Consider the following 22,081-nt stretch of genomic DNA (forward strand, 5'->3'; position numbering starts at 1 on the left):
CTTATAGTGTTAATTTTTGCGCTCGATGACATATCGGGCGAACTCTTCGAGTAACTGGGTATTGTATGGGATAGCTTCCAATGCTTGAAGTGCTTCCTGTAACAGAGTGTGAGCTTTCTCTATGGCTCCCTCTAAACCCAGCAGGGAAGGATAAGTGCTCTTATTCAGACCTTGGTCGGAACCTTGAGGCTTACCCAGTGTTTCTGTGTCACTGATGATATCAAGAATATCGTCTTGAACCTGAAACGCCAAACCAATTGCTTTTGAGTAGCGCTCCAAGTGAGGTAGAACCTCGATACCTTTCTCACCAGCAGCTAATGCACCTAATTTTACCGCACAATCAATCAGAGCTCCGGTTTTTTTACGGTGTATCTCTTCCATTTCTTCAAGAGAAACTTGGCGATTTTCCGCGCCTAAATCTAAGGCTTGCCCTACACACATGCCGCTGGCACCAGAGGAATGCGCTAAGGCTTTGATCATGTTGATGCGTTGAGCTTCTGCCGCCGGGCTTAATTGACCATCAGCAATAATAGTGAAGGCAAGGGTTTGTAGTGCATCACCTGTCAGTATTGCGGTTGCTTCATCAAACTTAATATGACAAGTTGGTTGACCTCGACGCAGTTCATCATCGTCCATGGCTGGCAGATCATCATGAATGAGTGAGTAGGCATGTATACATTCGATAGCAGCGGCGGGGGTGTCTAAGTCTTCAGGTTTACAGCCGAGCATTTGACCTGTGATGTAAACAAGAAAAGGGCGAACGCGTTTCCCACCTAGCAAAAGGCCGTATTTCATTGCTTGAATCAATGGCTGCTCTTGATATGGAAGCTGATCGAGCCACAAATTCAATTGCTGATTGTTTCTTTGTTGAAAAGACGTCAATGTCTGTTGCATCACATTGCTCACTACTGATTGTTATTCTGAATCTGGTTTGAAGTCACTCAGTGGTGCTTCATCATCTTCACTAAGAAGAATGCTCACGCGCTGTTCGGCGTCGCTTAATTTAGTTTGGCCTGCACGAGCTAAGGCAATGCCTCGTTCAAACTTACGCAGGGCATCATCTAGAGCAAGATCGCCATTTTCTAATTGATCAACCAAGCTATCAAGCTCTTCAATGGTTGCTTCAAAGGTCATGTTTTCTGGTTTCTTGACCGCCATCTTTTTTCTGCCTTAATCAAGCCTCGGGTAAGATGCACGAAAGTTACCTTAGCCTAGTAACTTGGTCAAATTTAACCTTATATAATTGTCACAAAATTAGCGTTCAACGAGTCTAAGCGGTGAAACCCCATATTTTGGTTGAGGTTGTTAAGTGTAATTTGTGATCCATTAGCTAAGATTTTTCTAAAAATTCTGCGCGAGTTGTCGATACAGGTAATAATCCGCCCAATGGCAGTATTTGAGTATAGCGTGAGGAGTGCTTTGTGGATTTAGCAACCCTATTAGGTTTGATTGGTGGTTTTGCATTCGTCATTATGGCGATGGTGCTTGGTGGCAGCATCGGCATGTTTGTCGATGTCACGTCGATCCTTATTGTCGTTGGTGGCTCAATATTCGTCGTGTTGATGAAGTTCACAATGGGACAGTTTTTTGGTGCGACAAAGATTGCTGGCAAAGCCTTCATGTTTAAAGCGGATGAACCCGAAGACCTGATCGCAAAAATTGTGGAAATGGCCGACGCGGCACGTAAAGGTGGTTTTCTTGCTCTTGAAGAGATGGAAATAAACAACACATTCATGCAGAAAGGCATTGATCTACTGGTTGATGGCCATGATGCCGACGTTGTGAGAGCGGCACTCAAAAAAGACATCGCGCTTACGGATGAACGACATACGCAAGGTACTGGTGTATTTCGCGCCTTTGGCGACGTTGCTCCTGCGATGGGAATGATTGGCACCTTGGTTGGTCTTGTTGCGATGCTTTCAAACATGGATGATCCAAAAGCGATTGGACCAGCAATGGCCGTTGCACTCTTGACCACATTGTATGGCGCGATCCTGTCCAATATGGTGTTTTTCCCTATTGCGGATAAGCTTTCTCTTCGTCGTGACCAAGAAACGCTAAATCGCCGTTTGATCATGGATGGCGTATTAGCGATTCAAGATGGCCAAAACCCGCGAGTGATCGATAGTTACTTGAAGAACTACCTCAATGAAGGTAAACGTGCCCTTGAGATTGACGAGTAACTTGGAGAGTCGTGATGGATGATGAAGATAACAAATGCGATTGTCCGCCACCTGGCCTCCCGTTATGGATGGGGACATTCGCAGATTTGATGTCGCTACTGATGTGTTTCTTTGTTCTTCTGCTCTCGTTTTCTGAGATGGATGTACTGAAGTTCAAACAAATTGCAGGATCAATGAAATTTGCTTTCGGTGTGCAAAATCAGCTTGAAGTGAAAGACATTCCCAAAGGTACTAGCATTATTGCCCAAGAGTTTCGACCGGGTCGGCCGGAACCAACTCCGATTGATGTCATCATGCAGCAAACCATGGACATCACTCAGCAGACGCTCGAATTTCATGAAGGGGAGTCTGATCGAGCTGGTGGCACAAAACGTGATGAAGGCAAGTTAACGGGTGGGCAATCGGCAGAAACGTCAACTCAAAACAATGAGTCTGCCGAAGCGGACATGCAACAACAGCAATCTAAAGAGATGTCGCAAGAGATGGAAACCTTGATGGAAAGCATCAAGAAAGCCTTAGAACGAGAGATTGAACAAGGCGCCATTGAAGTTGAAAATCTCGGTCAGCAGATTGTTATACGTATGCGTGAAAAAGGTGCATTCCCAGAAGGTTCGGCTTTCTTGCAGCCTAAGTTTCGTCCTTTAGTTCGTCAGATTGCAGAGCTAGTAAAAGACGTGCCAGGCATTGTTCGAGTATCTGGCCATACAGACAATCGACCGCTAGACTCGGAACTTTATCGTTCTAACTGGGATCTCTCTTCTCAGCGTGCAGTATCAGTCGCGCAAGAGATGGAGAAAGTGAGAGGCTTCTCTCATCAACGTTTGAGAGTGCGGGGTATGGCGGATACGGAGCCCTTGTTACCGAATGATTCTGATGAAAATCGTGCGCTTAACCGACGGGTTGAAATCAGCATTATGCAAGGCGAGCCTCTCTACAGTGAAGAAGTGCCAGTAATTCAATAACTAGGCTTTAGTTTTAAGTCAGTAAAGAGGTAAGAAAGCGAGCAGATTGCTCGCTTTTTTTGTTTTTCCAATCCGCTTGGGTGTATAATCTTGCGCCTTAAAAGTGAGCTCAGACTACTTTTTGTGACTGAAACGCGGTTTTACTGCGTATGAAGTATTGAAGTTGAGTGTCACTCTTTGTTGATTGCGAAACTAACCTGCGAATTAGACTATGAAATTTATTGTAAAGCCCCATCCAGAAATTTTTGTAAAAAGTGAATCTGTGCGTAAGCGCTTCACAAAGATTTTAGAGTGCAACATTCGTAACATCATTAAGAGCCGCACGGAGTCTGTCGCGGTATTTAACCGTCGTGATCACATTGAAGTGACCTCTGAGAGTAACGAATTCCACGCTGAAGTTCTTGAGGTTTTGACTCATACACCAGGCATTCACCACGTACTGGAAGTGAAGCAAACTGAATTTAAAGACTTGCACGATATCTTCGAGCAAGTGCTAGAACTCAACCGTGCTGCACTCGAAAATAAAACCTTTGTTGTACGTGCGAAGCGTCGTGGCAAGCATGACTTTACCTCTATTGAACTAGAGCGTTATGTAGGCGGTGGTTTAAATCAAGCGATTGAAAGCGCTAGTGTTAAGCTACGAAACCCAGACGTGACGATCAAGGTAGAAGTCTCGAACGACAAGCTAAACCAAGTATTGTCTCGTCATAAAGGCCTAGGTGGTTTCCCACTGGGTACGCAAGAAGACGTGTTAAGCCTGATCTCGGGTGGTTTCGATTCTGGTGTTTCAAGCTATCTTCATATCAAGCGTGGTTCAAAAGTACATTACTGCTTCTTTAACTTAGGTGGTCCAGCACACGAAATCGGCGTTAAGCAGGTTTCTCACTACCTATGGAACAAATACGGTTCTTCAGCAAAAGTACGTTTTATCTCAGTTGATTTCGAGCCTGTGGTTGCGGAAATCCTAGAGAAAGTCGATGACGGCCAAATGGGCGTGATCTTGAAGCGTATGTTTATGCGTGCAGCAGGCATGATCGCCCAGAAGATGAAGATCGAAGCATTGGTAACAGGTGAAGCGCTAGGTCAAGTATCGAGCCAAACGCTAACCAATCTACGCCACATCGATAACGTAACAGACACGCTGATTCTGCGTCCGCTTATCAACTGGGATAAAGAAGACATCATCAATCTAGCACGTGAAATCGGCACAGAAGATTTCGCAAAGACAATGCCAGAATACTGTGGTGTTATCTCTAAGAAGCCAACCGTGAAAGCGGTGAAAGGCAAGCTAGAAGCTGAAGAAGAGAAATTCGACTTTAGTATCCTTGAGCAAGTGGTTCAAGAAGCTCGCATGATGGACATTCGTGATATCGCGAAAGAGTCTGAGCAAGCCGCACCAGAAGTAGAGCAAGTTCAAGCGGTAGAAGAGCACGCGGTTGTGCTAGATATTCGTAGTCCTGAAGAGGAAGACGATAACCCACTTGAAATCGAAGGTGTGGATGTGAAACATATCCCTTTCTACAAGCTGGGTACACAGTTTGGTGACTTAGACCAGTCTAAGACATACCTACTTTACTGTGACCGCGGTGTGATGAGCCGTCTGCAAGCGCTTTACTTGCAAGAGCAAGGCTTCAGCAACGTAAAAGTTTACCGTCCATAGCTGACTGTTAAAATACGTTAAAAGGCGCAAATTGAGACATCAATTTGCGCCTTTTTTGTTTTTGATCGCGTTACAGACAACCATTACTTAGCATAATGTTGAGGCTCATCGCAAAGCCATACACTTTGTGTTGATATAACGATAATTAATCCGAAAGAAGAGTAATAAAGTGATATTGCTGCCAGATATGCGGATGAGATTTTTGATAGATAAAAAAACACCGCCTAATTTAGGCGGTGTAACAAATTTGACAGACAGGTCAAAAATAAATACAGGAAGTATATGTTTTGTCACAGGGAGTGTGGACAAAACATTATGGTAGAAATCTACCTAACTCGAAATACGAGTTTGCAAACACAACATCGCAACAACGAAGCCAATTGATTTCCAAAGAAATCAAGCCGTTCAGGCCCGTGTTGCGGGGTGAAATATAGAATTTATCTGGCTGTTCGACAACGGACATTTTATAATGTTTCAGATTAAAAAAACTAATCCTATTAGAGGTCCCATATGTCTCGCAGATTGCCTCCATTAAATTCGCTTCGAGTCTTCGAAGCGGCTGCTCGTCATCTCAGTTTTACACGAGCAGCAGAAGAGTTATTTGTTACTCAAGCCGCGGTCAGTCACCAGATTAAAGCGCTTGAAGAGTTCTTATCATTGAAGCTCTTCCGTCGACGTAATCGTTCTTTGTTGTTAACAGAAGAAGGCCAAAGTTACTTTCTCGATATCAAAGATATTTTCACCTCGATTGCGGAAGCGACAGATAAGGTGTTGGAACGTAGCGAAAAAGGGGCATTGACGATTAGCCTACCGCCGAGTTTTGCTATCCAATGGCTTGTACCTCGTTTGGCCGATTTTAATGCTCAAGAGCCCGATATCGATGTACGTATTAAAGCCGTAGATATGGATGAAGGCTCACTGACTGATGATGTTGATGTGGCGATCTACTATGGCCGTGGGAACTGGCCAGGTTTGCGAGCAGATAAATTGTACCAAGAGTTTTTGATCCCACTTTGTTCACCTTCATTACTTTTGGGTAACAAACCATTAGAATCTTTAAGTGACCTCAAATTACATACTTTGTTACACGATACTTCGCGTAAAGACTGGAAGCAGTTTGCTCGTCATTACAACATTGAAGGCATCAACGTAAACCACGGTCCTATTTTTAGTCACTCAACGATGGTGCTACAGGCTGCTGCGCACGGTCAGGGGGTCGCGCTCGGTAACAACGTACTCGCCAAACCTGAAATGGAAGCCGGACGACTCATTGCACCATTCGACGAGGTGTTGATATCTAAGAATGCATTCTATGTGGTGTGTCATGAACAGCAGGCAGATATGGGCCGAATCGCAACGTTTAGAGACTGGATGTTAGCAACCGCGAGAAAAGAACAAGAGGAAGTATTGGATGAATCACTGGATAGCTGAGGGGTCTGAAAACGGACCGCTGTTTATTTTTGCTCACGGCGCAGGTGCGGGGATGGAGCATGACTTCATGACAGCTGTCGCCAAAGGATTAGTGGAGCAAGGTATTCGTGTAGTGCGTTTTAATTTCCCTTACATGGTGAAACGTTCGGAAGATGGCAAAAAGCGTCCGCCCGATCGCGCGCCAAAGTTGCTCGAAGCATACAGCGAAGTGATCGCTCACTTTACTTCTTCTCCCGTGGTTATTGGTGGTAAGTCAATGGGCGGTCGTATGTCGAGCTTGTTGGCTGAAAATGAGCTGGTGGCGGGCATTGCCTGTTTAGGGTTTCCATTTCACCCGCCAGGAAAGCCAGAGAAATACAAAGGCGAGCACTTAGCAACCATTGAGAAACCTACGCTGATTCTGCAAGGGGAACGAGACACCTTTGGTAAGCGTGAGGAATTCGATGATTTCGTCCTTTCGTCACAAGTAACGGTGAGCTTTTTACCTGATGGTGACCACAGCTTCAAACCGCGCAAGATCTCAGGTCATACTGAAGTGGGTAACATTGCACTCGCGATAGAGCAGTTAGCGGCGTTTATAAAAGAGGTGTACAGTGAAAAGTAAGTGGTTACTCTCATTCTCTGCTCTGTCTGGGCTGATTTCGGTCGCTCTTGGAGCATTTGCTGCTCATGGGCTAAAAGCGACACTGGCCCCTTATTTGCTCGGTGTATTTGAGACCGGAGTTCTGTATCAATTTATTCACACGTTGGCGATTGTGTTTTGTGCCATTCTGCTTCTGCTCCATTTGGGACAAAAAGCACAAAAATATTTTTTCATTGCGGCGATTTGCTTTATTATCGGCATCTTTTGTTTTAGCGGCAGTCTTTACGCGCTGGCGCTGACGGGCATTAAGTGGTTTGGGCCAATTACTCCTGTGGGAGGATTACTGTTCATGATTGGTTGGTGTCTGTTCTTTTTTGCTGCGTTCAATATCAAAGAGGTCTCCAAGTGAAACAACTAATGCTCTATTGCCGTTCTGGCTTTGAGAAAGAGTGTGCTGGTGAAATTCAGGACAAAGCGACACAGTTGGAAGTGTATGGCTTCCCTCGTGTGAAGAGAAACTCAGGTTATGTTGTCTTCGAGTGTTACCAAGATGGAGATGCCGACAAACTTGCGAGAGGTTTAGACTTTAAGTCTTTAATTTTTGCTCGACAAATGTTTGCGGTAGCAGCTGAGTTTCAATCGTTGCCAAGTGATGACCGCATTAGTCCAATTTTGAATGAACTAGCAGACATTGAAGCATTCCCTCGTTGTGGTGATTTGAGAATTGAAACGCCAGATACAAATGAAGCGAAAGAGCTACTGAAATTCTGCCGTAAGTTTACCGTCCCAATGCGTCAAGCGTTGCGCGGCAAAGGCTTAATGCTGAACAAAGATAACGCGAAAAAACCAGTACTGCACATTTGCTTTGTTGAGCCTGGCCACTGTTACGTTGGTTACTCTTACACTGACAACAACTCACAGTTCTTCATGGGTATCCCTCGCCTTAAATTCCCAGCAGACGCTCCAAGTCGTTCAACACTTAAACTGGAAGAAGCATTTCATGTCTTTATTCCACGTGAAGAGTGGGATGAGCGTTTGGCACCAGGTATGTGGGGTGTGGATTTAGGTGCATGTCCAGGCGGTTGGACGTACCAATTAGTGAAGCGCTCAATGTTCGTTCACTGCGTTGATAACGGCATGATGGCAGACAGTTTGATGGAAACTGGCCAGATCAAACACCATATGGTGGATGGCTTTAAGTTCGAACCAGACCGCAAGAACGTAACATGGATTGTTTGTGACATGGTGGAAAAGCCAGCTCGTGTTGCTCACCTGATGGGACAGTGGCTGTTAAAAGGTTGGGCAAAAGAGGCCATCTTTAACCTTAAGCTGCCAATGAAAGGGCGTTATGACGAAGTGCTGCAAGACCTTGAAAATCTGAAGCAGTTCCTCATTGATAATAAGGTAAAGTTCAAGCTACAAGCTAAACATTTGTATCATGATCGTGAAGAGATCACGATTCATATCCAATGTCTGTCGAATATTTCACCTTACTAACTTTATTCCCTGAGTCTTTTAGGGATAGTGATTAGAATAGAAAAAGCGCCTTCAAATGGCGCTTTTTTAATATCTGAGGGTTTCATGGTGTGAAACTACCATCGGGCACTACTCCGCTTTGTTTGGCCCTAAAAAGCGAATATCTTGCAAGTTAAAGCCTAGTTCTATATCGCACTTTAAAGCGGCGACGCGTTTACATAAACGAGCAGACTCAATGTGCTCATCCAATTTTTTACGGTATTTCGGTACGAGATCTTCACTAGCGTAGGCAGCTTCAATACTCTCAAACTGAGTGAGAATCTCTTTCGCTGCTTTCGGGCCAATTCCAGGTACGCCCGGAACCTGGCTAGAGCTTATCCCTGTCAATCCCCAGTAATCCGCTAGTTGACTTGGTTTTACGCCGAACTCTTTTTCGATAAATGGTTCATCTAACCAACGATGTTGGAAATAATCACGGATTTGTAGGGTAGGGGAAAGTAGCTGGCAGTAACCTTTGTCAGTCGAAACGATGGTGACTTTTTCACCATGGCTGGCCACTTTCGTTGCGAGTGTAGCAACCAAATCATCTGCTTCATCGCCTTCAGACAGCAATGAATCAATACCTTGCTCCCACCACGCTTGTTGAATCGCATCTAACCCTTGCAGTAGTGGCAGAGGCATTGGTTTTCGGTTTTGCTTATAGTCAGGGAGAATTTCAGCGCGCCAACCTCTATCTTGTTCGTGGTGATCAAAAACTGCGATGATGTGTGTCGGGTTGGCCTCTGACAGAATGCGAGTGAGGGTTCTTTGCGTTGTGGTTATGGTTCTTGCTATGTCGGTTGGATCTGGTTGTGCTGAGTGCACTCGGCGGATCAGGTTTAGGGCATCAATGATAACAAGATGAATAGACATAATGACTTAGCAATAAAAAAGGGGCGTAATGCCCCTAGTGTAACGAATGCTAGCCTGACTATCGACCACCAATTTCCGGGTGAGCGATTCGATAACACGGTTCGTAGTCTGAACCGCCAGGTAATTTCATTCGGTGCTGTTCGACAAAGTCTTTTAGCAACTTATCGAGTTTTTTCATGAGGACTGCGTCGCCATGAATGGTGAAAGGCCCTCTACGTTCTATTTCTCGAATGCCTTCAGCCTTTACGTTACCTGCCACTATGCCAGAGAAGGCTTGACGCAAGTTGGCCGCTAAAACTTGCGGTTCTTGATCTAGGCTTAAATCCAATTGTTCCATCGACTCATGAGTAGGCTCGAATGGCAGTTGGAAGTTTGGCTCAATTTTCAATGACCAGTTAAAGCTGTACGCATCGCCTTTCTCTTTTCGGTGAAGGCGTACCGAGTCCATGGAGCGTTTCATAATACGAGCGACTTCTGCCGGGTCGTCAATGATGATCTCGTAGTGCTTTTGCCCTTCCTCACCAAGTGTGTCGCGAATGAACTCATCAATAGAGCGGAAGTACTCTTCACTCTCTTTTGGTCCTGTTAATACGATAGGCATTGGTTGATTGGCGTTATCCGGGTGCATCATGATGCCAAGAATGTACAGTAGCTCTTCCGCTGTGCCCGGGCCTCCTGGGAAAATAACGATACCATGAGCCATACGGACGAAAGCTTCCAAGCGCTTTTCGATGTCGGGCATGATGACCAGTTCATTTACTATTGGGTTTGGTGGCTCGGCCGCAATAATCGAGGGTTCGGTTAAACCAAGATAACGTTGCTGAGTATAACGTTGCTTTGCGTGCCCAATTGCTGCACCTTTCATCGGCCCTTCCATTGCGCCAGGGCCGCAACCTGTACAGATGTTAAGTTCACGCAGGCCCAGTTCGTTACCCACTTCACGTGTGTACTGATACTCCACTCCATTGATAGAGTGACCACCCCAACATACGACAAGATTCGGTGCGATACCTGGAGTTAATGCTCTGGCATTACGAAGAATGCCGAACACGAGGTTCGTAATGTGAATTGGGTTAGTAAGGTTGAGCCGTTGGGCGTCTGCCAAATGCATGTTTACGTAAACGATATCACGCAATACGGAGAACAGATGCTCTTGGATACCTTTAATTATTTCGCCGTCAACAAAAGCGTGCTCTGGCGGATTAGTCAGCTCAAGCTTAATACCACGCTCACGACGCACGACGTTGACATCAAACGATTGGTATTTATCGAGCAGTTCTTTCGAGTTATCGGTATGGCTACCGGAGTTCAACACCGCTAATGTGCAATTACGGTACAGCTGATAAAGTTCACTCGAGGCTGTGTTCTTTAAGCGCTCTACTTCTAGTTGAGATAGCAAGTCCATGCTACCAGCGGGGCTTATATGGGTAATCATAACGCCTCCTTGTGTTGCATTAATTTGAGGGAAAGTACCAACTTACCTTTTTGGTGTTATACGTATGGTTTGATGAAAGGTAGTTGGCCGATTTGGTTTTATGGTTATCAACTCCCAAGCAACCTCAAGATGATACATTTGCCTTTTATAAATACATCATCTTGAAGTGACTTGGGTTTTTACAGCTTAGCAGACTAAAAGGGAAGAAATGTGATAACTCGTTGAAAATGGGTGGTTATAAAGCGCAGATTGCACCAAACTTGGTTTGTTTGCTCGCTTTTTGTACGAATCTTAGCTCCAGTTAAGCTGGTTTGTTCCACGTTTTTTAGCGTCCGCAAGCATCTTGCCAAGACGATCGAGCACATACTCTGGCGTATCGGACTCTTTGAAAGACGTCGATACAGCAGCTAAGGTAATCATGATATTTTGCTCACGGAACTTAAAGGGTAATTGGCTAATATCACGCTGGATATGCTTAATCAGATCCAGTGTGTATTCTTCAGATTGTTCCGGGACGAGTAGAATGAACTCCTCGCCACCAAAGCGAGCCACTGTTTCCGTTTCTGATACGCGCTTGTTAATAGTACGAGCGATAATCTTCAGCGCTTTATCGCCAGCCGTATAACCATAGCTATCATTCACCGCTTTGAAATTGTCTACATCAAACAGCACAACACGAAGGTTTTGCTGAGAGCGAATCCAACGGCGATACTCTAGCTCTAGTCGATCGTTAAATGCAGTGCGGTTATAAACTTTAGTCAGCGGGTCGAGCAACATACGCTGAGCTTGGTCATCTAAGCGTCGACGATAATCTTGCGTAGTTTCAAATACCGCTTCGAGTTGGTTCTTACTGTAACTTAACCGTTCTTGCAGCGCTTGCTCTCGCTCTTCCGTCATTTTCAGTCGCTCTGTCAGCGACGCCATTTTTTCGAGAAGAGGCGTGATTTCTTTTTTCACAACCGCGATATCTTGAGCTTGATTAAGTGACTTTTGGCTTAATTCAACCAAGCTGTTCATTTCTGTGTTGAGCTCTTGGCGGTGTTCAAAGTAGGTATGATGCTGGTCGACGTTCTGATGAACGGTTTTTAGGTTACTTGCGAGAGAAGTGTTCAGCTGATCAAGGAATTGGCTAGACGCCTCGCGCTCGAACTTTGTTGCTTCGACAACCAATTTCAGCGTTGAGAGCGTAAGCTCAATGAGAGACTCGGCACTCACGCCAAGGAGCAACTTAGCGCGAATATCCAGCAATCTATCGCCTGATTCTCCCTCGAAATCCAGCTCTGTAATAGTATGTTGGAGGTCGCTGGCTAAGCACTCAAGCTGAGATCTGTCGGGATTGTTTTCAAATTCACTAAGATGTAGACGTGAATTAGACGTGATGATTTTCAGAGCGCGTTCGTAAATACTCAGTAGCTTAGTGGCTTGATCAGCTTTATTGCTGGCGTGAACTTCAGAGAAACTCATCAGGTTCCGTAGTTCACGTTTTAACTGCGCAGGTAAGCCCGTGACACGTTGCAGTGTTTCACCACTGTGCTTGATTTGTTCGTTAAGGTAACCGTTCTGTTTATCCATCGTCTTCGACTGCTGTTTGAGCATCCTCTCTAATACCGCTAAACGCGGGATAAGAGTGCTGATATCTTTTTGATGTTGCAGCTCTTGTTGGATTTCAAATAGGTAGTTGGATACCTGAGTATTCGAACCCTGGCAAGCTGAAGACAATGATGCCACAACGCGTTTAAGAACTTGTTGTTCACGTTTGAATTTGAGTGAAGTATCACGATGAGTCAGTCTGAGTTGGTCAAGTTGACAACTCAGCTGATGCAGCTGCGACTGAATATCGGATTCCAAGATTCCCATGAAGTGACTACGGTTAAGTCCATGTACTACTGACAATTATCTGATAATAACAAAAAACTTTATAGCGTCATTAGTTATTACGTTCAACAGGCGTTTAATTATCCATTTTTTAATATTTTCTTGATGTCGTCCTCATTCTTGTAGGACGAATGGATCTTGATCAGGCCTTGGCTAATGGCATGTTGACAAGCAGTTCTTATGTTACCTGTTGCAAAGCTAGCAGCAGGCGCATTATCGATGGCTTTTAAGAACACCCAGTGGCTTTGCTTATCCTTCAAGCTGACTTCTCGTGCGATGTGAGTAGCAAGCAATAACAGATCGAGTAATTCCTCATCGTTAATTGCAGTGTAGGCTCGGGGTAAGAACGGATAATCGCTGATGCCCATACGAATAATACGATTGACGTTGTGCTGCTGTGCGAACTCATCCACCCAAGTCTGGAATTTTTCGAACATGACTTCGGCAGAAGCATCACGGTCAGCGTTCGGTTCTATGTAGAGTAAGTTCGCATCTGAGAAATGATAAAGACGCGACGGTTTTTCTATTTTTTCCGCAAGGAAGTCGCCAAATGCACGTTCTAGTTCTAGACCTGCCTTATAGCCGTTATGGACGTACATGCTTCGTAAGAATGGCAAATCGATCATAACAAAGCGTAGGCGATCATTAAGTGGTTCGTGGATCAATTCACCCATTTGCCATTGCTCGAAAGTTTCGCTCGACTTTTTCAATGAGCGAGACAGCTTAACGTTCAGCATACGCAAGTTACGTAAACGAGAGCGAGAGTGGGTGAAGAGGTCGTTACGCAGTTTTTCGATTTCACTTGCTTGGCGCTGCATAATGACACCGCGGCGCATAATGAACAAAAACATGACCAATACAGTAATAAACAATGCAAATGAGATTTTTTGGAATTTACGATGCTCTCTTTCCACTTGCTCTAAGCGTTCTGATTGACCGATGTAATGGATGGTTTGTTCGGCAAATTCTTTTTGCTGACGGAACGCATCTTCACTGATTTGGTTAAGCTGCTTTTGTTCTAGACGAACGAGGTTGGTGTATTTTTTATAAGCTTGCAGAGAAAGTTTGTATTCGCCTGCCTGCTCGTAACCTAACCCAAGTAAACGGTATGATTGCTGCTTAATGAAGTTGTTATTTTCAGGTGACTTTTCAGCAAGCGCTAACGCCAGCTTTGCATTAGTAATGACGTCTTTACTGTCATTTTGATGATAAGCCAGACCTGACTGAAGCAGGGCAGCCTTTGCTTCAAGCTTAGGAATATTAGTGTATTCTAAAAGCTCTTTAGAGCGGTCTAAGTACTGCTCTGCTAGCGCGTAGTTATAGAGTTGTAGGTAGGTAGCCGCCAAGCTTAAGCGAATTTTAATGATTCTATTGATGTTCTTACTGGTACTTTCATGGTCAAGTACGTTGAAGTAATGCACTAATGCAAGGTTAAACTTACCCTGATAAAAGTAGATGTCGCCCATTTGCTCTAGGACGTCCGCTAGGATCGGAGAGCTAGGGTAAGAGTCATAAAAATCTGCGGCTTGAGATAAGTATTCGATCGCTTTGTCGTACACTCGTCGCTCCTGGAAGAGCCTAGCCAAAAGGCGATTCACTTTTGCTAATCTTGCACCACTGTTACTTTCAATAGATTGCCAATAACCGTATAGCAGTTCTGACAAAGCCAAATTGTATTTCTTGCTATTGAGGTAAAACTCGCCGACGGCTGTGTAGTAGTCGATCAAGGCTAACTCAGAGCGGCTATCGTCAAGCATGGTCTTTGCTTCAGAGTACAAGTTTTCCGCTTTAATGATATCGCCACTATGTGAAGCGAGGAGTGCTCTTTGCATCACTAGTCGGTAGCGAACACTGTCGGTGCGTTGTAATACGGCATCGGCTTCATCGAGCTGTTGTTCAATTTGGTTAAGCGTATCTTCCGCTTTTGAGTAGTTTTCGTCGTACATCCAAATCATTTGGTTGCGCATCAGCTGGAGATCTAAGTCCATGTACGGCAATTGATATTCTTGCGCTAAGCGTTCCGCTTTATTTAGGTGCTCGATAGCCGAACGAACATTACCCATGGCGTAATCTGCCTGAGCGATAATCTTGTGCGCTTCGATGGTGCTGCTTGGTGTGCGAACGCTACGATCTGTTTCGTCGCGAGACATGGCTGAAGGGCTGTCACTTTCTTTGCGTTCTGTTAGTTCACGCTGTGACAAATAGTTGGTTGCCGCTTGTTTTGCTTGTGATGGCTCTATTTCCGCCAATTGTTGTGCTTCGTTGAGTAACGCGGACGATAAAATGGTTGCATGAAGTGGCTGTACAAACAGCAAGCAAAGAAAGCCAATCAATTTGAATAGACGCGAACTGTCCCAAAACATCCTTTCGTTCCCTCGAACTGTTTTTAGATATGGCGATAACGGCGAAAAGCCTCAGTTAGCCGTTTAAATGCGGGTTGAAGCCATTTGATATAGTAACATGCTTGGACAATAAAAACGTCCGGCAACCCTTTAGATTGCCGAACTTATTTCTGTTGCCTATGCGTTTACTGACGAGCCATACGGTGATTGTGAGCTGGCTTATCTTGTTCCGTTGAGCGGTAAGGGTTGATATCCAAGCCTCCACGGCGCGTATAGCGGGCAAATACGGTCAGTTTGCTTGGTTGGCAGTATTTCATTAGATCCGTAAAAATACGCTCTACACACTGCTCGTGGAACTCATTGTGCTCGCGGAAAGACACTAAGTAACGTAACAGCTTCTCACGATCTATTTTTGCGCCTTGGTAGCGAATTTCTACACTGCCCCAGTCGGGTTGGTTAGTGATCAAACAGTTTGATTTCAATAGGTGGCTATGTAGCACCTCTTCAACTTGTGCTTCACCTGCCGCACCTCCAAGCAAATCGGCATCAAAATCGTAACTGGTGATGTCAATGTCTTGGTCATCTATACATTCACCGTCCATTGTTACGATAGGTTGATTGGTATAGTGGGTCACTGGATTCACCTCAACCAGCACCTTTTCACCTGCGCATTCAGACAGGTCTTGTGTTAAACGCTCAGTCACTTCTTCCCAGCTTGCAAAGCGGGTTTGGTTATAGCTGTTTAAGTACAGTTTGAAAGACTTCGATTCAATCAAGTTTGCGCTGGTGGCTGGAATGTATACTTCGCCAACGGCCACTTGTGGTAAACCTTTACTATTTAACCAAGACAGTTCATACAGCGTCCAAATGTCGTTCCCCATGAAAGGCAGAGTATCGCCTAACTGAAGGTCATCTCGGTTCAGGCTGCGAGGGACTGGTTGCAGCAAGCTTGGGTCATACTGGTTCGCATACTCGGTCGTTTTACCTAGTGTTAGGCCAGCAAGCTCTTTAGCGTCAGAATATTTGCTCATACTTTGTGGTCGTTTTCGATTAGAATGGCGAGAATTTTACTGAATCCGCTGGTCAATTGCCATCCGGCAAGTACGGCTATCTGATAAATAAGGAATGAGGAGATCTTCATGACCCAAAACGTTACTCAGGCGCTACAAGAGTTCAGCCTGCGCTACCAACAAGCTTGGCAAGCTAAGCACAATGAGTTGCCAAGCAGTGAAGAGCTTGCAGAGCTTGTTTCTCCTTGTGTCGAAGAGAAGCGTGATGGAAAGGTGCTTTGGAAAGCGGTCGCACGTGATGAAATGGCCGATTTCACCAATGTGGAAAATGCGATTGAGTTGTCACTGCAAGATGATGTTAAAGCCTTTTATGGTTCTCAATACTGCGCCGATATGGAGGCAACTTGGCAAGGTAATTCGTTGACGCTGCTGCAAGTGTGGAGCGATGACGATTTCGTGCGCCTACAAGAAAATATTCTTGGTCATTTGGTGACGCAGCGCCGCTTGAAACTTAAACCAACGGTATTTATCGCAGCGACAGATGAGGAAATGGATGTGATTTCTATTTGTAACCTAACTGGCAATGTGATTCTAGAGCGTTTGGGCACCTCTAAACGTGATGTATTGGCAGATTCATTGGTTGAGTTCTTGAATAAGTTAGAGGCTGCCGTCTAAGTATGTATGTTGTTGAGTTGCAGTTTGAGTGTTTTGATAACACCACCGTCAGCGCGGTAGACAAAGCCATTAATGGCTTGATGGATGCTCTGCGTTACAACGGCCAAGTATTAGGTCGTGAATTCCCGATAGTGATGGGAGAAGGTGAATTTTTCGTTCGTGTTGTTTGCCCAGAACAAGACAGCTTACATCCACGTTATCACTCAGATTTCGTCAAAGTGTGCATGAACCGTTTGTCGGATGCGTCTTTGCTTGCTCCGAAAATGCGTATGCTGGGGCGTGATTTGAATTCAGAACAAGCAGCCGAAGAAGAGACACCTAGCTGGCAAGTGTTGTACACGACTTATGTTCATACGTGTTCGCCTTTGCGAAGTGGTGAAACCCTGTTGCCAATTCCTTTGTATCGTAATGAGCCAACACTTAATGGAGACCATAAAGCCGTCATTAAGTGGCAGACTGAGTGGCAAGCGTGTGATGAAATCCAAATGGCAGGGGGCTGCCGAGCGGAACATGCGGCGCTGCACGAAATTTGCGATGTGGATAGTGTGCTGTTTCGCCGAGGTTGGGACTTACGTGGCCGTATCGAATACATCACGAAGATCCCTACGTACTATTACCAGTATCGTGTCGGTGGTCAGTCGCTGGAGAGCGAGAAAGCGCGCAAGTGTCCAAAATGCGATGGCGAGTGGCTACTCGATGAGCCACTACATGACATATTTCATTTTAAGTGTGATGACTGCCGAATCGTGTCGAATATCTCTTGGGATCACCTTAAGTAGCGAATTGAAGCTACTTAAATGGGTAGATAGACAAATAGAAAGGGCTGATGTTTTTACATCAGCCCTTTTAGGTTTAGAACGTTTACGTTTGGAACGTTGTTTTCGGTCATGTTTTGAAAAGTGGGATTACCAACCTTTCACAACACCACCTTTGAACAGCTCTTTTGCCGCTTCGTAAACTTCTTCCGTTTGGTAAGCTTTTACGAAGTTTTGTACGTTTTGCGCATTAACATTTTCTTCGCGAGCGACAATTAGGTTTACGTATGGTGAGTCTTTATCTTCAACGAACACGCCGTCACGCTCTGGCGATAGGTCGATAGAGCTTGCGTAAGTGGTGTTGATGATAGATAGCGTTACGTCATCCAGTGAACGCGGAAGCTGTGGGGCTTCTAGTTCAATGATTTCGATATTTTTAGGGTTGCCTACGATGTCACGTACTGTAGCGAGTAGACCAACGCCATCACGTAGCGTAATCAAACCTTGTTGCTCAAGAAGCAGTAGTGAGCGACCTAGGTTCGTTGGGTCGTTTGGTACTGCGATGCGTGCGCCATCTTGAATTTCATCAATTGATTTTACTTGCTTTGAGTAACCAGCAATAGGGTAAACGAATGAGTTACCCGCGATAGCCAGTTTGTAGCCGCGGTCTTTCACTTGTTGGTCTAGGTATGGTTTGTGTTGGAACGCATTCGCGTCTACTGAACCATCATCCAGAGCGGCGTTTGGTGTTACGTAATCGGTAAATGTTACTAGCTCAACGTCTAGGTTGTATTTCTCTTTTGCTACTTTAGCGGCAACTTCGGCTACTTGTGCTTCAGCACCAGCAATAACGCCAACTTTTACTTTGTTTACGTCTACTTCTTTGTCGCCGCAACCCGCTAGAGCAAGAGCAGAGGCGGCCGTTGCTACAGTCAAAAGACCTTTAAGGCTAAATTTCATCTTTATCTCCTTATAATTTGTATTTTTGATGCTTATCTGTGGTCTACACGGCGCACCACTGCGTCGCCGATAGACTGAATAATCTGTACTAGAACAATCAACATCACGACAGTCACGGCCATGATAGTTACATCGTAGCGGTGGAAACCGTAACGAATGGCTACGTCGCCTAGGCCGCCGCCGCCTACCGTACCCGCCATAGCTGAGTAGCTAACGAGAGTGACCAAGGTAATCGTTACTGAGTTAACAATAGTCGGCATTGCTTCAGGTAGTAGAACTTTTGTGATGATCTGTGTTGGAGTCGCCCCCATTGACTGCGCTGCTTCCACCAAGCCTGTCGGTACTTCTAATAAAGCGCCTTCAATAAGACGAGCGACAAAAGGAATGGCGCCAATAGTCAGTGGGACGATTGCTGCGGTTGTACCGATAAAGGTTCCAACCAGCATTTTTGTCACTGGAATAATCGCAACCATCAGTACGAGGAATGGCACTGAGCGACCAATGTTAACGATAGCGCCTAAGCCGCTATTTAGTTTGGTGTTTTCAAGTAGGCCGCCTTTCTTAGTAATATGGAGGATTACGCCTAATGGAATACCCACAGCAAAGCCGACTAATCCGGCAACCGCAACCATGTAAAGCGTTTCCCACGTTGCACCTAAAAGTAGTTTGCTGTTTAAACTCAGCCATTCAGAAATCGTATTAAAGGACATAACCAAGTACCTCTACTTTTACGTTGTGCTTACGCAGGTATTCAAGAGCTGCGTTGTCATCTTCTTCGTTACCAAATAGCTCTGCGACCATCATGCCGAATTTCACGCCACCAGCGTAATCAAGGTCGGAACTCAAAATACTCACATCAATATTGTATTTACGAGAAATTTGCGACATTAACGGTGCATCGACGGTTGCGCCAGTAAACTCTAAGCGAACCAACGGGTAGCTGCCATCAACACGCTCTGCTTGCAGACGTGCTTGGTAATCTTCAGGAATGGAAAGATCCAGCGTTGAGCGAATGAATTGGTGCGCTAGCTCTGTCTTAGGGTGCGCAAAAATATCGCCAACGGTGCCTTTTTCCACCAGCTCACCACCACCAATGATTGCTACTTCGTGACAGATACTTTTTACGACTTCCATTTCGTGAGTGATAAGTAAAATCGTGATGTTGAGTTTGCGGTTGATCTCTTTCAATAACTCAAGGATAGATTGAGTTGTTGCCGGATCTAGTGCGCTAGTGGCCTCATCACAAAGCAGCACGCTAGGATCGGATGCCAATGCACGAGCAATTGCCACACGCTGTTTTTGTCCGCCACTTAAGTTAGATGGGTAGCTCTCGTGTTTGTCGGCTAAGCCTACAAGCTTTAGCAACTCAGTTACTTTTGTTGTGACTTGCGATTTGTCTTTACCTGCCAGTTCTAGGGGTAATGCCACATTATCAAACACAGTACGAGACGAAAGCAGGTTAAAGTGCTGGAAGATCATACCAATGTTACGGCGTGTTTCGACTAGTTGTTTTTTGCTGAGTTTGGTTAGATCTACACCATCAACGATGATGGAACCAGAGGTCGGCGCTTCTAACATGTTGACACAGCGGATCAGCGTACTTTTACCAGCACCTGATGAACCGATAACACCAAAGATAGTGCCTTTGTCGATGTGTAGGTTAATGTCTTTCAGGGCAAGGATTTCCTTACTGCCTTGGTAGAACACTTTATTGACGTTTTTTATTTCTATCATGTTTCAACCTGCCCAAAGATACGGGGAACTTCGCTGTCAAAAACGGCCTTTGACAGAACTTAATGTTGAGCTTTATCTCAATTTTCAGTTGATGCTATGGGTTAAGCAGAATGAAGTCAATAGATATTTTTACGTCTAGACGTCTAAATGTATGGGTGTTCTGTTTTGAAACCAAGATGTATAGATAACAAGCAGGAGGTAGACGGCGGGGCACCCTCAGATTTACCGATTCTTGCCCAACAAATCAACCGTTTTGTCGAGGCCTAGAATGAATTAGATAGTGTTGAAGTTTATAAGGTATGTAATAATCTGATTAAACCGAGTTAATAGAGAAATACGTTTTGGCAAAACCTGCTGTTTTTATCGATCGTGATGGCGTGATAAACGTTGACCACGGCTACGTTCATGACGAACACGATTTTGAGTACATTGATGGTGTATTTGAAGCGACGAAAGCGCTAAAAGATAAAGGCTACCTTCTAGTGTTAGTGACGAATCAATCGGGCATCGCACGCGGTAAATTCAGTGAAGACCGTTTCTTGTCTCTGACTCAATGGATGGATTGGAACTTTGCTGATAATGGTGTTGAGTTCGATGGTATCTATTACTGTCCACATCATCCAGAACATGGCATTGGCGAGTACAAGCAAGATTGTGAGTGCCGTAAGCCAAAACCAGGCATGTTCATTTCTGCGCGTGACTTCTTGAAGATCGACATGGAGAAATCTGTGATGATCGGCGATAAAGCTGAAGACATGATGGCAGCAGAAGCGGCAGGCGTTGGCACTAAGATTTTGGTTCGCACTGGTAAGCCAGTAACGGAACAGGGCGAAGCCATTGCAACGGTAGTATTAGATAGCATTGCAGATGTGCCTGCGTACTTAAACAAGTAATCTTCATTACTGACTGAGATAAGGGAAGCCACTGCTTCCCTTTTGTTTGATTCCTTCTTTTAGTCTGAACACTTATGAGCAAAAAACTCACCATTCTTGATATCGCGAAATTGGCTGGCGTGGGCAAATCGACGGTCAGCCGTGTGCTTACCAATGATCCCAAGGTAAAACCGCAAACGCGTGAGAAGGTAGAGCAAATCATTCGTGAATCAGGCTACGTCCCATCAAAGTCGGCGCAGTCGATGCGTGGTGGCAGCCAAAAAGTTATTGGGGTTATCATCTCCCGTTTAGATTCACCATCAGAAAATCGCGCCGTTGGTACAATGCTCAATGCTTTGTATTCCGCTGGTTATGATGCGGTGATCATGGAGAGCCAATTCGATCGCGATAAAACCAATGAACATTTGGATGTGCTTAAACGTCGCAACGTCGATGGGGTGATCGTGTTTGGCTTTACTGGATGTGATGAGCGAGCATTGGCGGAGTGGGGGAATCGTATCGTCGTGATCGCGATGGACACGCAAATGGTTTCCTCGATCAACTACGATAACCAAGGTGTGATAGACATGGCTTTGTCTCACCTTGAGCAGCAATCTTTATCTCGCATTGCTTATATTGGTGTTGATCCTGAAGACAAAACCACTGGCTTAGCTCGTCTAAATGCTTATAAAGCTTGGTGTCAACGCAAGCAAATTACACCTTGTTTCCAAACGGGTAAGTTGAGCCATGAAAGTGCTTATCAGTTGGTAGACAAAGTCCTTCAATCTGATACTCAGGCCATCGTGTGCGCCAGTGACACTATCGCGTTGGGCGTGATTAAGCGTCTTCAAGAGTTAGGACGTGAAGACGTGGTTGTGACAGGTGTTGGTGGTAATGAATTGCTCTCTTTCCTTTTCCCTAAAGTATTTAGTGTCGACCCAGGTTACACCCTTGCAGGTGAGAAGTCCGCTAACATGCTGATCAATCAATTAAATGGCGATGAGGAAGTGGTTCACTTTACTCAACAGCCTATCGTTTATTGACCCACACTAAAACGATCTGCTCTAAAATTATACTGTGATCACTCTCAATTAATGGGACTGTTCCCATTTTGTTTTTTGCCTTCGGATGGCAATATTAAAATTAAGAAATGGGAATGTTCCCATTTATAAAAACAAAATGATGAATCGAATGTATCCAATACAGGGTGGACAAA

21 protein-coding genes are annotated in these 22,081 nt (G+C 45.0%); 11 read left to right on the forward strand and 10 right to left on the reverse strand.

From position 1 onward, the window contains the following. Nucleotides 1-9: 9 nt before the first annotated feature. Both ispA and xseB read right to left on the reverse strand, forming a co-directional pair. On the reverse strand, nt 10-894 hold the full coding sequence (gene ispA, locus R7044_RS17985; protein ID WP_005383621.1) for a (2E,6E)-farnesyl diphosphate synthase: 885 nt from the start codon (nt 892-894) through the stop codon (nt 10-12). A gap of 21 nt (nt 895-915) precedes the next feature. Further along, nucleotides 916-1,158 carry an exodeoxyribonuclease VII small subunit gene (gene xseB / locus R7044_RS17990; protein WP_005381566.1) on the reverse strand — a complete coding sequence of 81 codons (243 nt, stop codon included), beginning with the start codon at nt 1,156-1,158 and terminating at the stop codon, nt 916-918. 263 nt (nt 1,159-1,421) lie between these two features. On the opposite strand from xseB, the gene pomA reads away from it, so the two are divergent. From pomA to rlmM, 7 genes are all read left to right on the forward strand, one after another. Next, nucleotides 1,422-2,183, forward strand: a complete 762-nt coding sequence (pomA, locus tag R7044_RS17995; protein WP_005381564.1) for a flagellar motor protein PomA — start codon at nt 1,422-1,424, stop codon at nt 2,181-2,183. A 14-nt stretch (nt 2,184-2,197) separates the two neighbouring features. After that, on the forward strand, nt 2,198-3,145 hold the full coding sequence (locus tag R7044_RS18000) for a flagellar motor protein MotB (protein ID WP_033905844.1): 948 nt from the start codon (nt 2,198-2,200) through the stop codon (nt 3,143-3,145). A 211-nt stretch (nt 3,146-3,356) separates the two neighbouring features. After that, nucleotides 3,357-4,805 carry a tRNA uracil 4-sulfurtransferase ThiI gene (thiI, locus tag R7044_RS18005; protein WP_005383617.1) on the forward strand — a complete coding sequence of 483 codons (1,449 nt, stop codon included), beginning with the start codon at nt 3,357-3,359 and terminating at the stop codon, nt 4,803-4,805. A gap of 510 nt (nt 4,806-5,315) precedes the next feature. Further along, nucleotides 5,316-6,236, forward strand: a complete 921-nt coding sequence (locus R7044_RS18010) for a transcriptional regulator GcvA (protein ID WP_005383616.1) — start codon at nt 5,316-5,318, stop codon at nt 6,234-6,236. Then, nucleotides 6,217-6,840 (forward strand): alpha/beta fold hydrolase, encoded by a 624-nt coding sequence (locus R7044_RS18015; protein ID WP_033905847.1) that lies wholly within the window; start codon nt 6,217-6,219, stop codon nt 6,838-6,840. Before R7044_RS18010 ends, R7044_RS18015 begins: the two co-directional genes overlap by 20 nt. Beyond that, nucleotides 6,830-7,228 (forward strand): DUF423 domain-containing protein, encoded by a 399-nt coding sequence (locus R7044_RS18020; protein ID WP_033905848.1) that lies wholly within the window; start codon nt 6,830-6,832, stop codon nt 7,226-7,228. Before R7044_RS18015 ends, R7044_RS18020 begins: the two co-directional genes overlap by 11 nt. Then, nucleotides 7,225-8,316, forward strand: coding sequence for a 23S rRNA (cytidine(2498)-2'-O)-methyltransferase RlmM (rlmM, locus tag R7044_RS18025; protein ID WP_017820611.1), 1,092 nt, complete (start codon nt 7,225-7,227; stop codon nt 8,314-8,316). Before R7044_RS18020 ends, rlmM begins: the two co-directional genes overlap by 4 nt. Before the next feature lie 108 nt (nt 8,317-8,424). Here the strand turns inward: rlmM and xni are convergent, their stop codons facing one another. The 5 genes from xni to queF form a co-directional block, all read right to left on the reverse strand. Then, nucleotides 8,425-9,207, reverse strand: coding sequence for a flap endonuclease Xni (xni, locus tag R7044_RS18030; protein ID WP_005381982.1), 783 nt, complete (start codon nt 9,205-9,207; stop codon nt 8,425-8,427). Nucleotides 9,208-9,265: 58 nt separating this feature from the next. Continuing rightward, the gene (ppnN, locus tag R7044_RS18035; RefSeq protein ID WP_225455732.1) at nt 9,266-10,642 is read right to left on the reverse strand and encodes a nucleotide 5'-monophosphate nucleosidase PpnN; all 1,377 of its coding nucleotides are present in this window, start codon (nt 10,640-10,642) and stop codon (nt 9,266-9,268) included. A 291-nt stretch (nt 10,643-10,933) separates the two neighbouring features. Further along, entirely contained in the window at nt 10,934-12,499 is a 1,566-nt protein-coding gene (locus R7044_RS18040; protein WP_033905849.1) for a sensor domain-containing diguanylate cyclase, read from the reverse strand. 98 nt (nt 12,500-12,597) lie between these two features. Further along, on the reverse strand, nt 12,598-14,880 hold the full coding sequence (locus tag R7044_RS18045) for a tetratricopeptide repeat protein (protein ID WP_017635678.1): 2,283 nt from the start codon (nt 14,878-14,880) through the stop codon (nt 12,598-12,600). Between the two features lie 164 nt (nt 14,881-15,044). Beyond that, a complete protein-coding gene (queF, locus tag R7044_RS18050) occupies nt 15,045-15,890 on the reverse strand; it encodes an NADPH-dependent 7-cyano-7-deazaguanine reductase QueF (RefSeq protein WP_225455733.1) in 846 nt (281 codons plus the stop codon). A gap of 108 nt (nt 15,891-15,998) precedes the next feature. Between queF and syd the strand changes: the two genes are divergently transcribed. Next, the gene (gene syd, locus R7044_RS18055; RefSeq protein WP_005381970.1) at nt 15,999-16,544 is read left to right on the forward strand and encodes a SecY-interacting protein; all 546 of its coding nucleotides are present in this window, start codon (nt 15,999-16,001) and stop codon (nt 16,542-16,544) included. Between the two features lie 2 nt (nt 16,545-16,546). Continuing rightward, the gene (locus R7044_RS18060) at nt 16,547-17,323 is read left to right on the forward strand and encodes a Zn-ribbon-containing protein (protein WP_005383605.1); all 777 of its coding nucleotides are present in this window, start codon (nt 16,547-16,549) and stop codon (nt 17,321-17,323) included. Between the two features lie 126 nt (nt 17,324-17,449). On the opposite strand, the gene R7044_RS18065 is transcribed toward R7044_RS18060, so the two are convergent. The 3 genes from R7044_RS18065 to metN are packed head-to-tail and all read right to left on the reverse strand — an operon-like array spanning nt 17,450 to nt 19,993. Then, nucleotides 17,450-18,259: a MetQ/NlpA family lipoprotein gene (locus R7044_RS18065; RefSeq protein ID WP_005381966.1), complete on the reverse strand. Its 810-nt coding sequence runs from the start codon at nt 18,257-18,259 to the stop codon at nt 17,450-17,452. 32 nt (nt 18,260-18,291) lie between these two features. Then, nucleotides 18,292-18,969 (reverse strand): methionine ABC transporter permease, encoded by a 678-nt coding sequence (locus R7044_RS18070; RefSeq protein ID WP_005383604.1) that lies wholly within the window; start codon nt 18,967-18,969, stop codon nt 18,292-18,294. Then, complete coding sequence (metN, locus tag R7044_RS18075) at nt 18,959-19,993, reverse strand: methionine ABC transporter ATP-binding protein MetN (protein ID WP_033905850.1); 1,035 nt, start codon at nt 19,991-19,993, stop codon at nt 18,959-18,961. Before metN ends, R7044_RS18070 begins: the two co-directional genes overlap by 11 nt. Nucleotides 19,994-20,334: 341 nt before the next feature. Between metN and gmhB the strand changes: the two genes are divergently transcribed. Together gmhB and treR are read left to right on the forward strand one after the other, a co-directional pair. Beyond that, nucleotides 20,335-20,886, forward strand: a complete 552-nt coding sequence (gmhB, locus tag R7044_RS18080) for a D-glycero-beta-D-manno-heptose 1,7-bisphosphate 7-phosphatase (protein WP_005381961.1) — start codon at nt 20,335-20,337, stop codon at nt 20,884-20,886. A gap of 74 nt (nt 20,887-20,960) precedes the next feature. Then, a complete protein-coding gene (gene treR, locus R7044_RS18085; protein WP_033905853.1) occupies nt 20,961-21,908 on the forward strand; it encodes a trehalose operon repressor TreR in 948 nt (315 codons plus the stop codon). Nucleotides 21,909-22,081: the final 173 nt, after the last annotated feature.

It is taken from the genome of Vibrio sp. 1402 (assembly GCF_033340275.1).

Excerpts from the sequence above, each read along its gene's own strand:
- ispA (WP_005383621.1), bottom strand. The coding sequence starts at position 894 with ATGCAACAGACATTGACGTCTTTTCAACAAAGAAACAATCAGCAATTG.
- xseB (WP_005381566.1), bottom strand. The coding sequence starts at position 1,158 with ATGGCGGTCAAGAAACCAGAAAACATGACCTTTGAAGCAACCATTGAA.
- R7044_RS18000 (WP_033905844.1), top strand. The coding sequence starts at position 2,198 with ATGGATGATGAAGATAACAAATGCGATTGTCCGCCACCTGGCCTCCCG.
- thiI (WP_005383617.1), top strand. The coding sequence starts at position 3,357 with ATGAAATTTATTGTAAAGCCCCATCCAGAAATTTTTGTAAAAAGTGAA.
- R7044_RS18010 (WP_005383616.1), top strand. The coding sequence starts at position 5,316 with ATGTCTCGCAGATTGCCTCCATTAAATTCGCTTCGAGTCTTCGAAGCG.
- R7044_RS18015 (WP_033905847.1), top strand. The coding sequence starts at position 6,217 with ATGAATCACTGGATAGCTGAGGGGTCTGAAAACGGACCGCTGTTTATT.
- xni (WP_005381982.1), bottom strand. The coding sequence starts at position 9,207 with ATGTCTATTCATCTTGTTATCATTGATGCCCTAAACCTGATCCGCCGA.
- ppnN (WP_225455732.1), bottom strand. The coding sequence starts at position 10,642 with ATGATTACCCATATAAGCCCCGCTGGTAGCATGGACTTGCTATCTCAA.
- R7044_RS18040 (WP_033905849.1), bottom strand. The coding sequence starts at position 12,499 with ATGGGAATCTTGGAATCCGATATTCAGTCGCAGCTGCATCAGCTGAGT.
- R7044_RS18045 (WP_017635678.1), bottom strand. The coding sequence starts at position 14,880 with ATGTTTTGGGACAGTTCGCGTCTATTCAAATTGATTGGCTTTCTTTGC.
- queF (WP_225455733.1), bottom strand. The coding sequence starts at position 15,890 with ATGAGCAAATATTCTGACGCTAAAGAGCTTGCTGGCCTAACACTAGGT.
- syd (WP_005381970.1), top strand. The coding sequence starts at position 15,999 with ATGACCCAAAACGTTACTCAGGCGCTACAAGAGTTCAGCCTGCGCTAC.
- R7044_RS18060 (WP_005383605.1), top strand. The coding sequence starts at position 16,547 with ATGTATGTTGTTGAGTTGCAGTTTGAGTGTTTTGATAACACCACCGTC.
- R7044_RS18065 (WP_005381966.1), bottom strand. The coding sequence starts at position 18,259 with ATGAAATTTAGCCTTAAAGGTCTTTTGACTGTAGCAACGGCCGCCTCT.
- R7044_RS18070 (WP_005383604.1), bottom strand. The coding sequence starts at position 18,969 with ATGTCCTTTAATACGATTTCTGAATGGCTGAGTTTAAACAGCAAACTA.
- metN (WP_033905850.1), bottom strand. The coding sequence starts at position 19,993 with ATGATAGAAATAAAAAACGTCAATAAAGTGTTCTACCAAGGCAGTAAG.
- treR (WP_033905853.1), top strand. The coding sequence starts at position 20,961 with ATGAGCAAAAAACTCACCATTCTTGATATCGCGAAATTGGCTGGCGTG.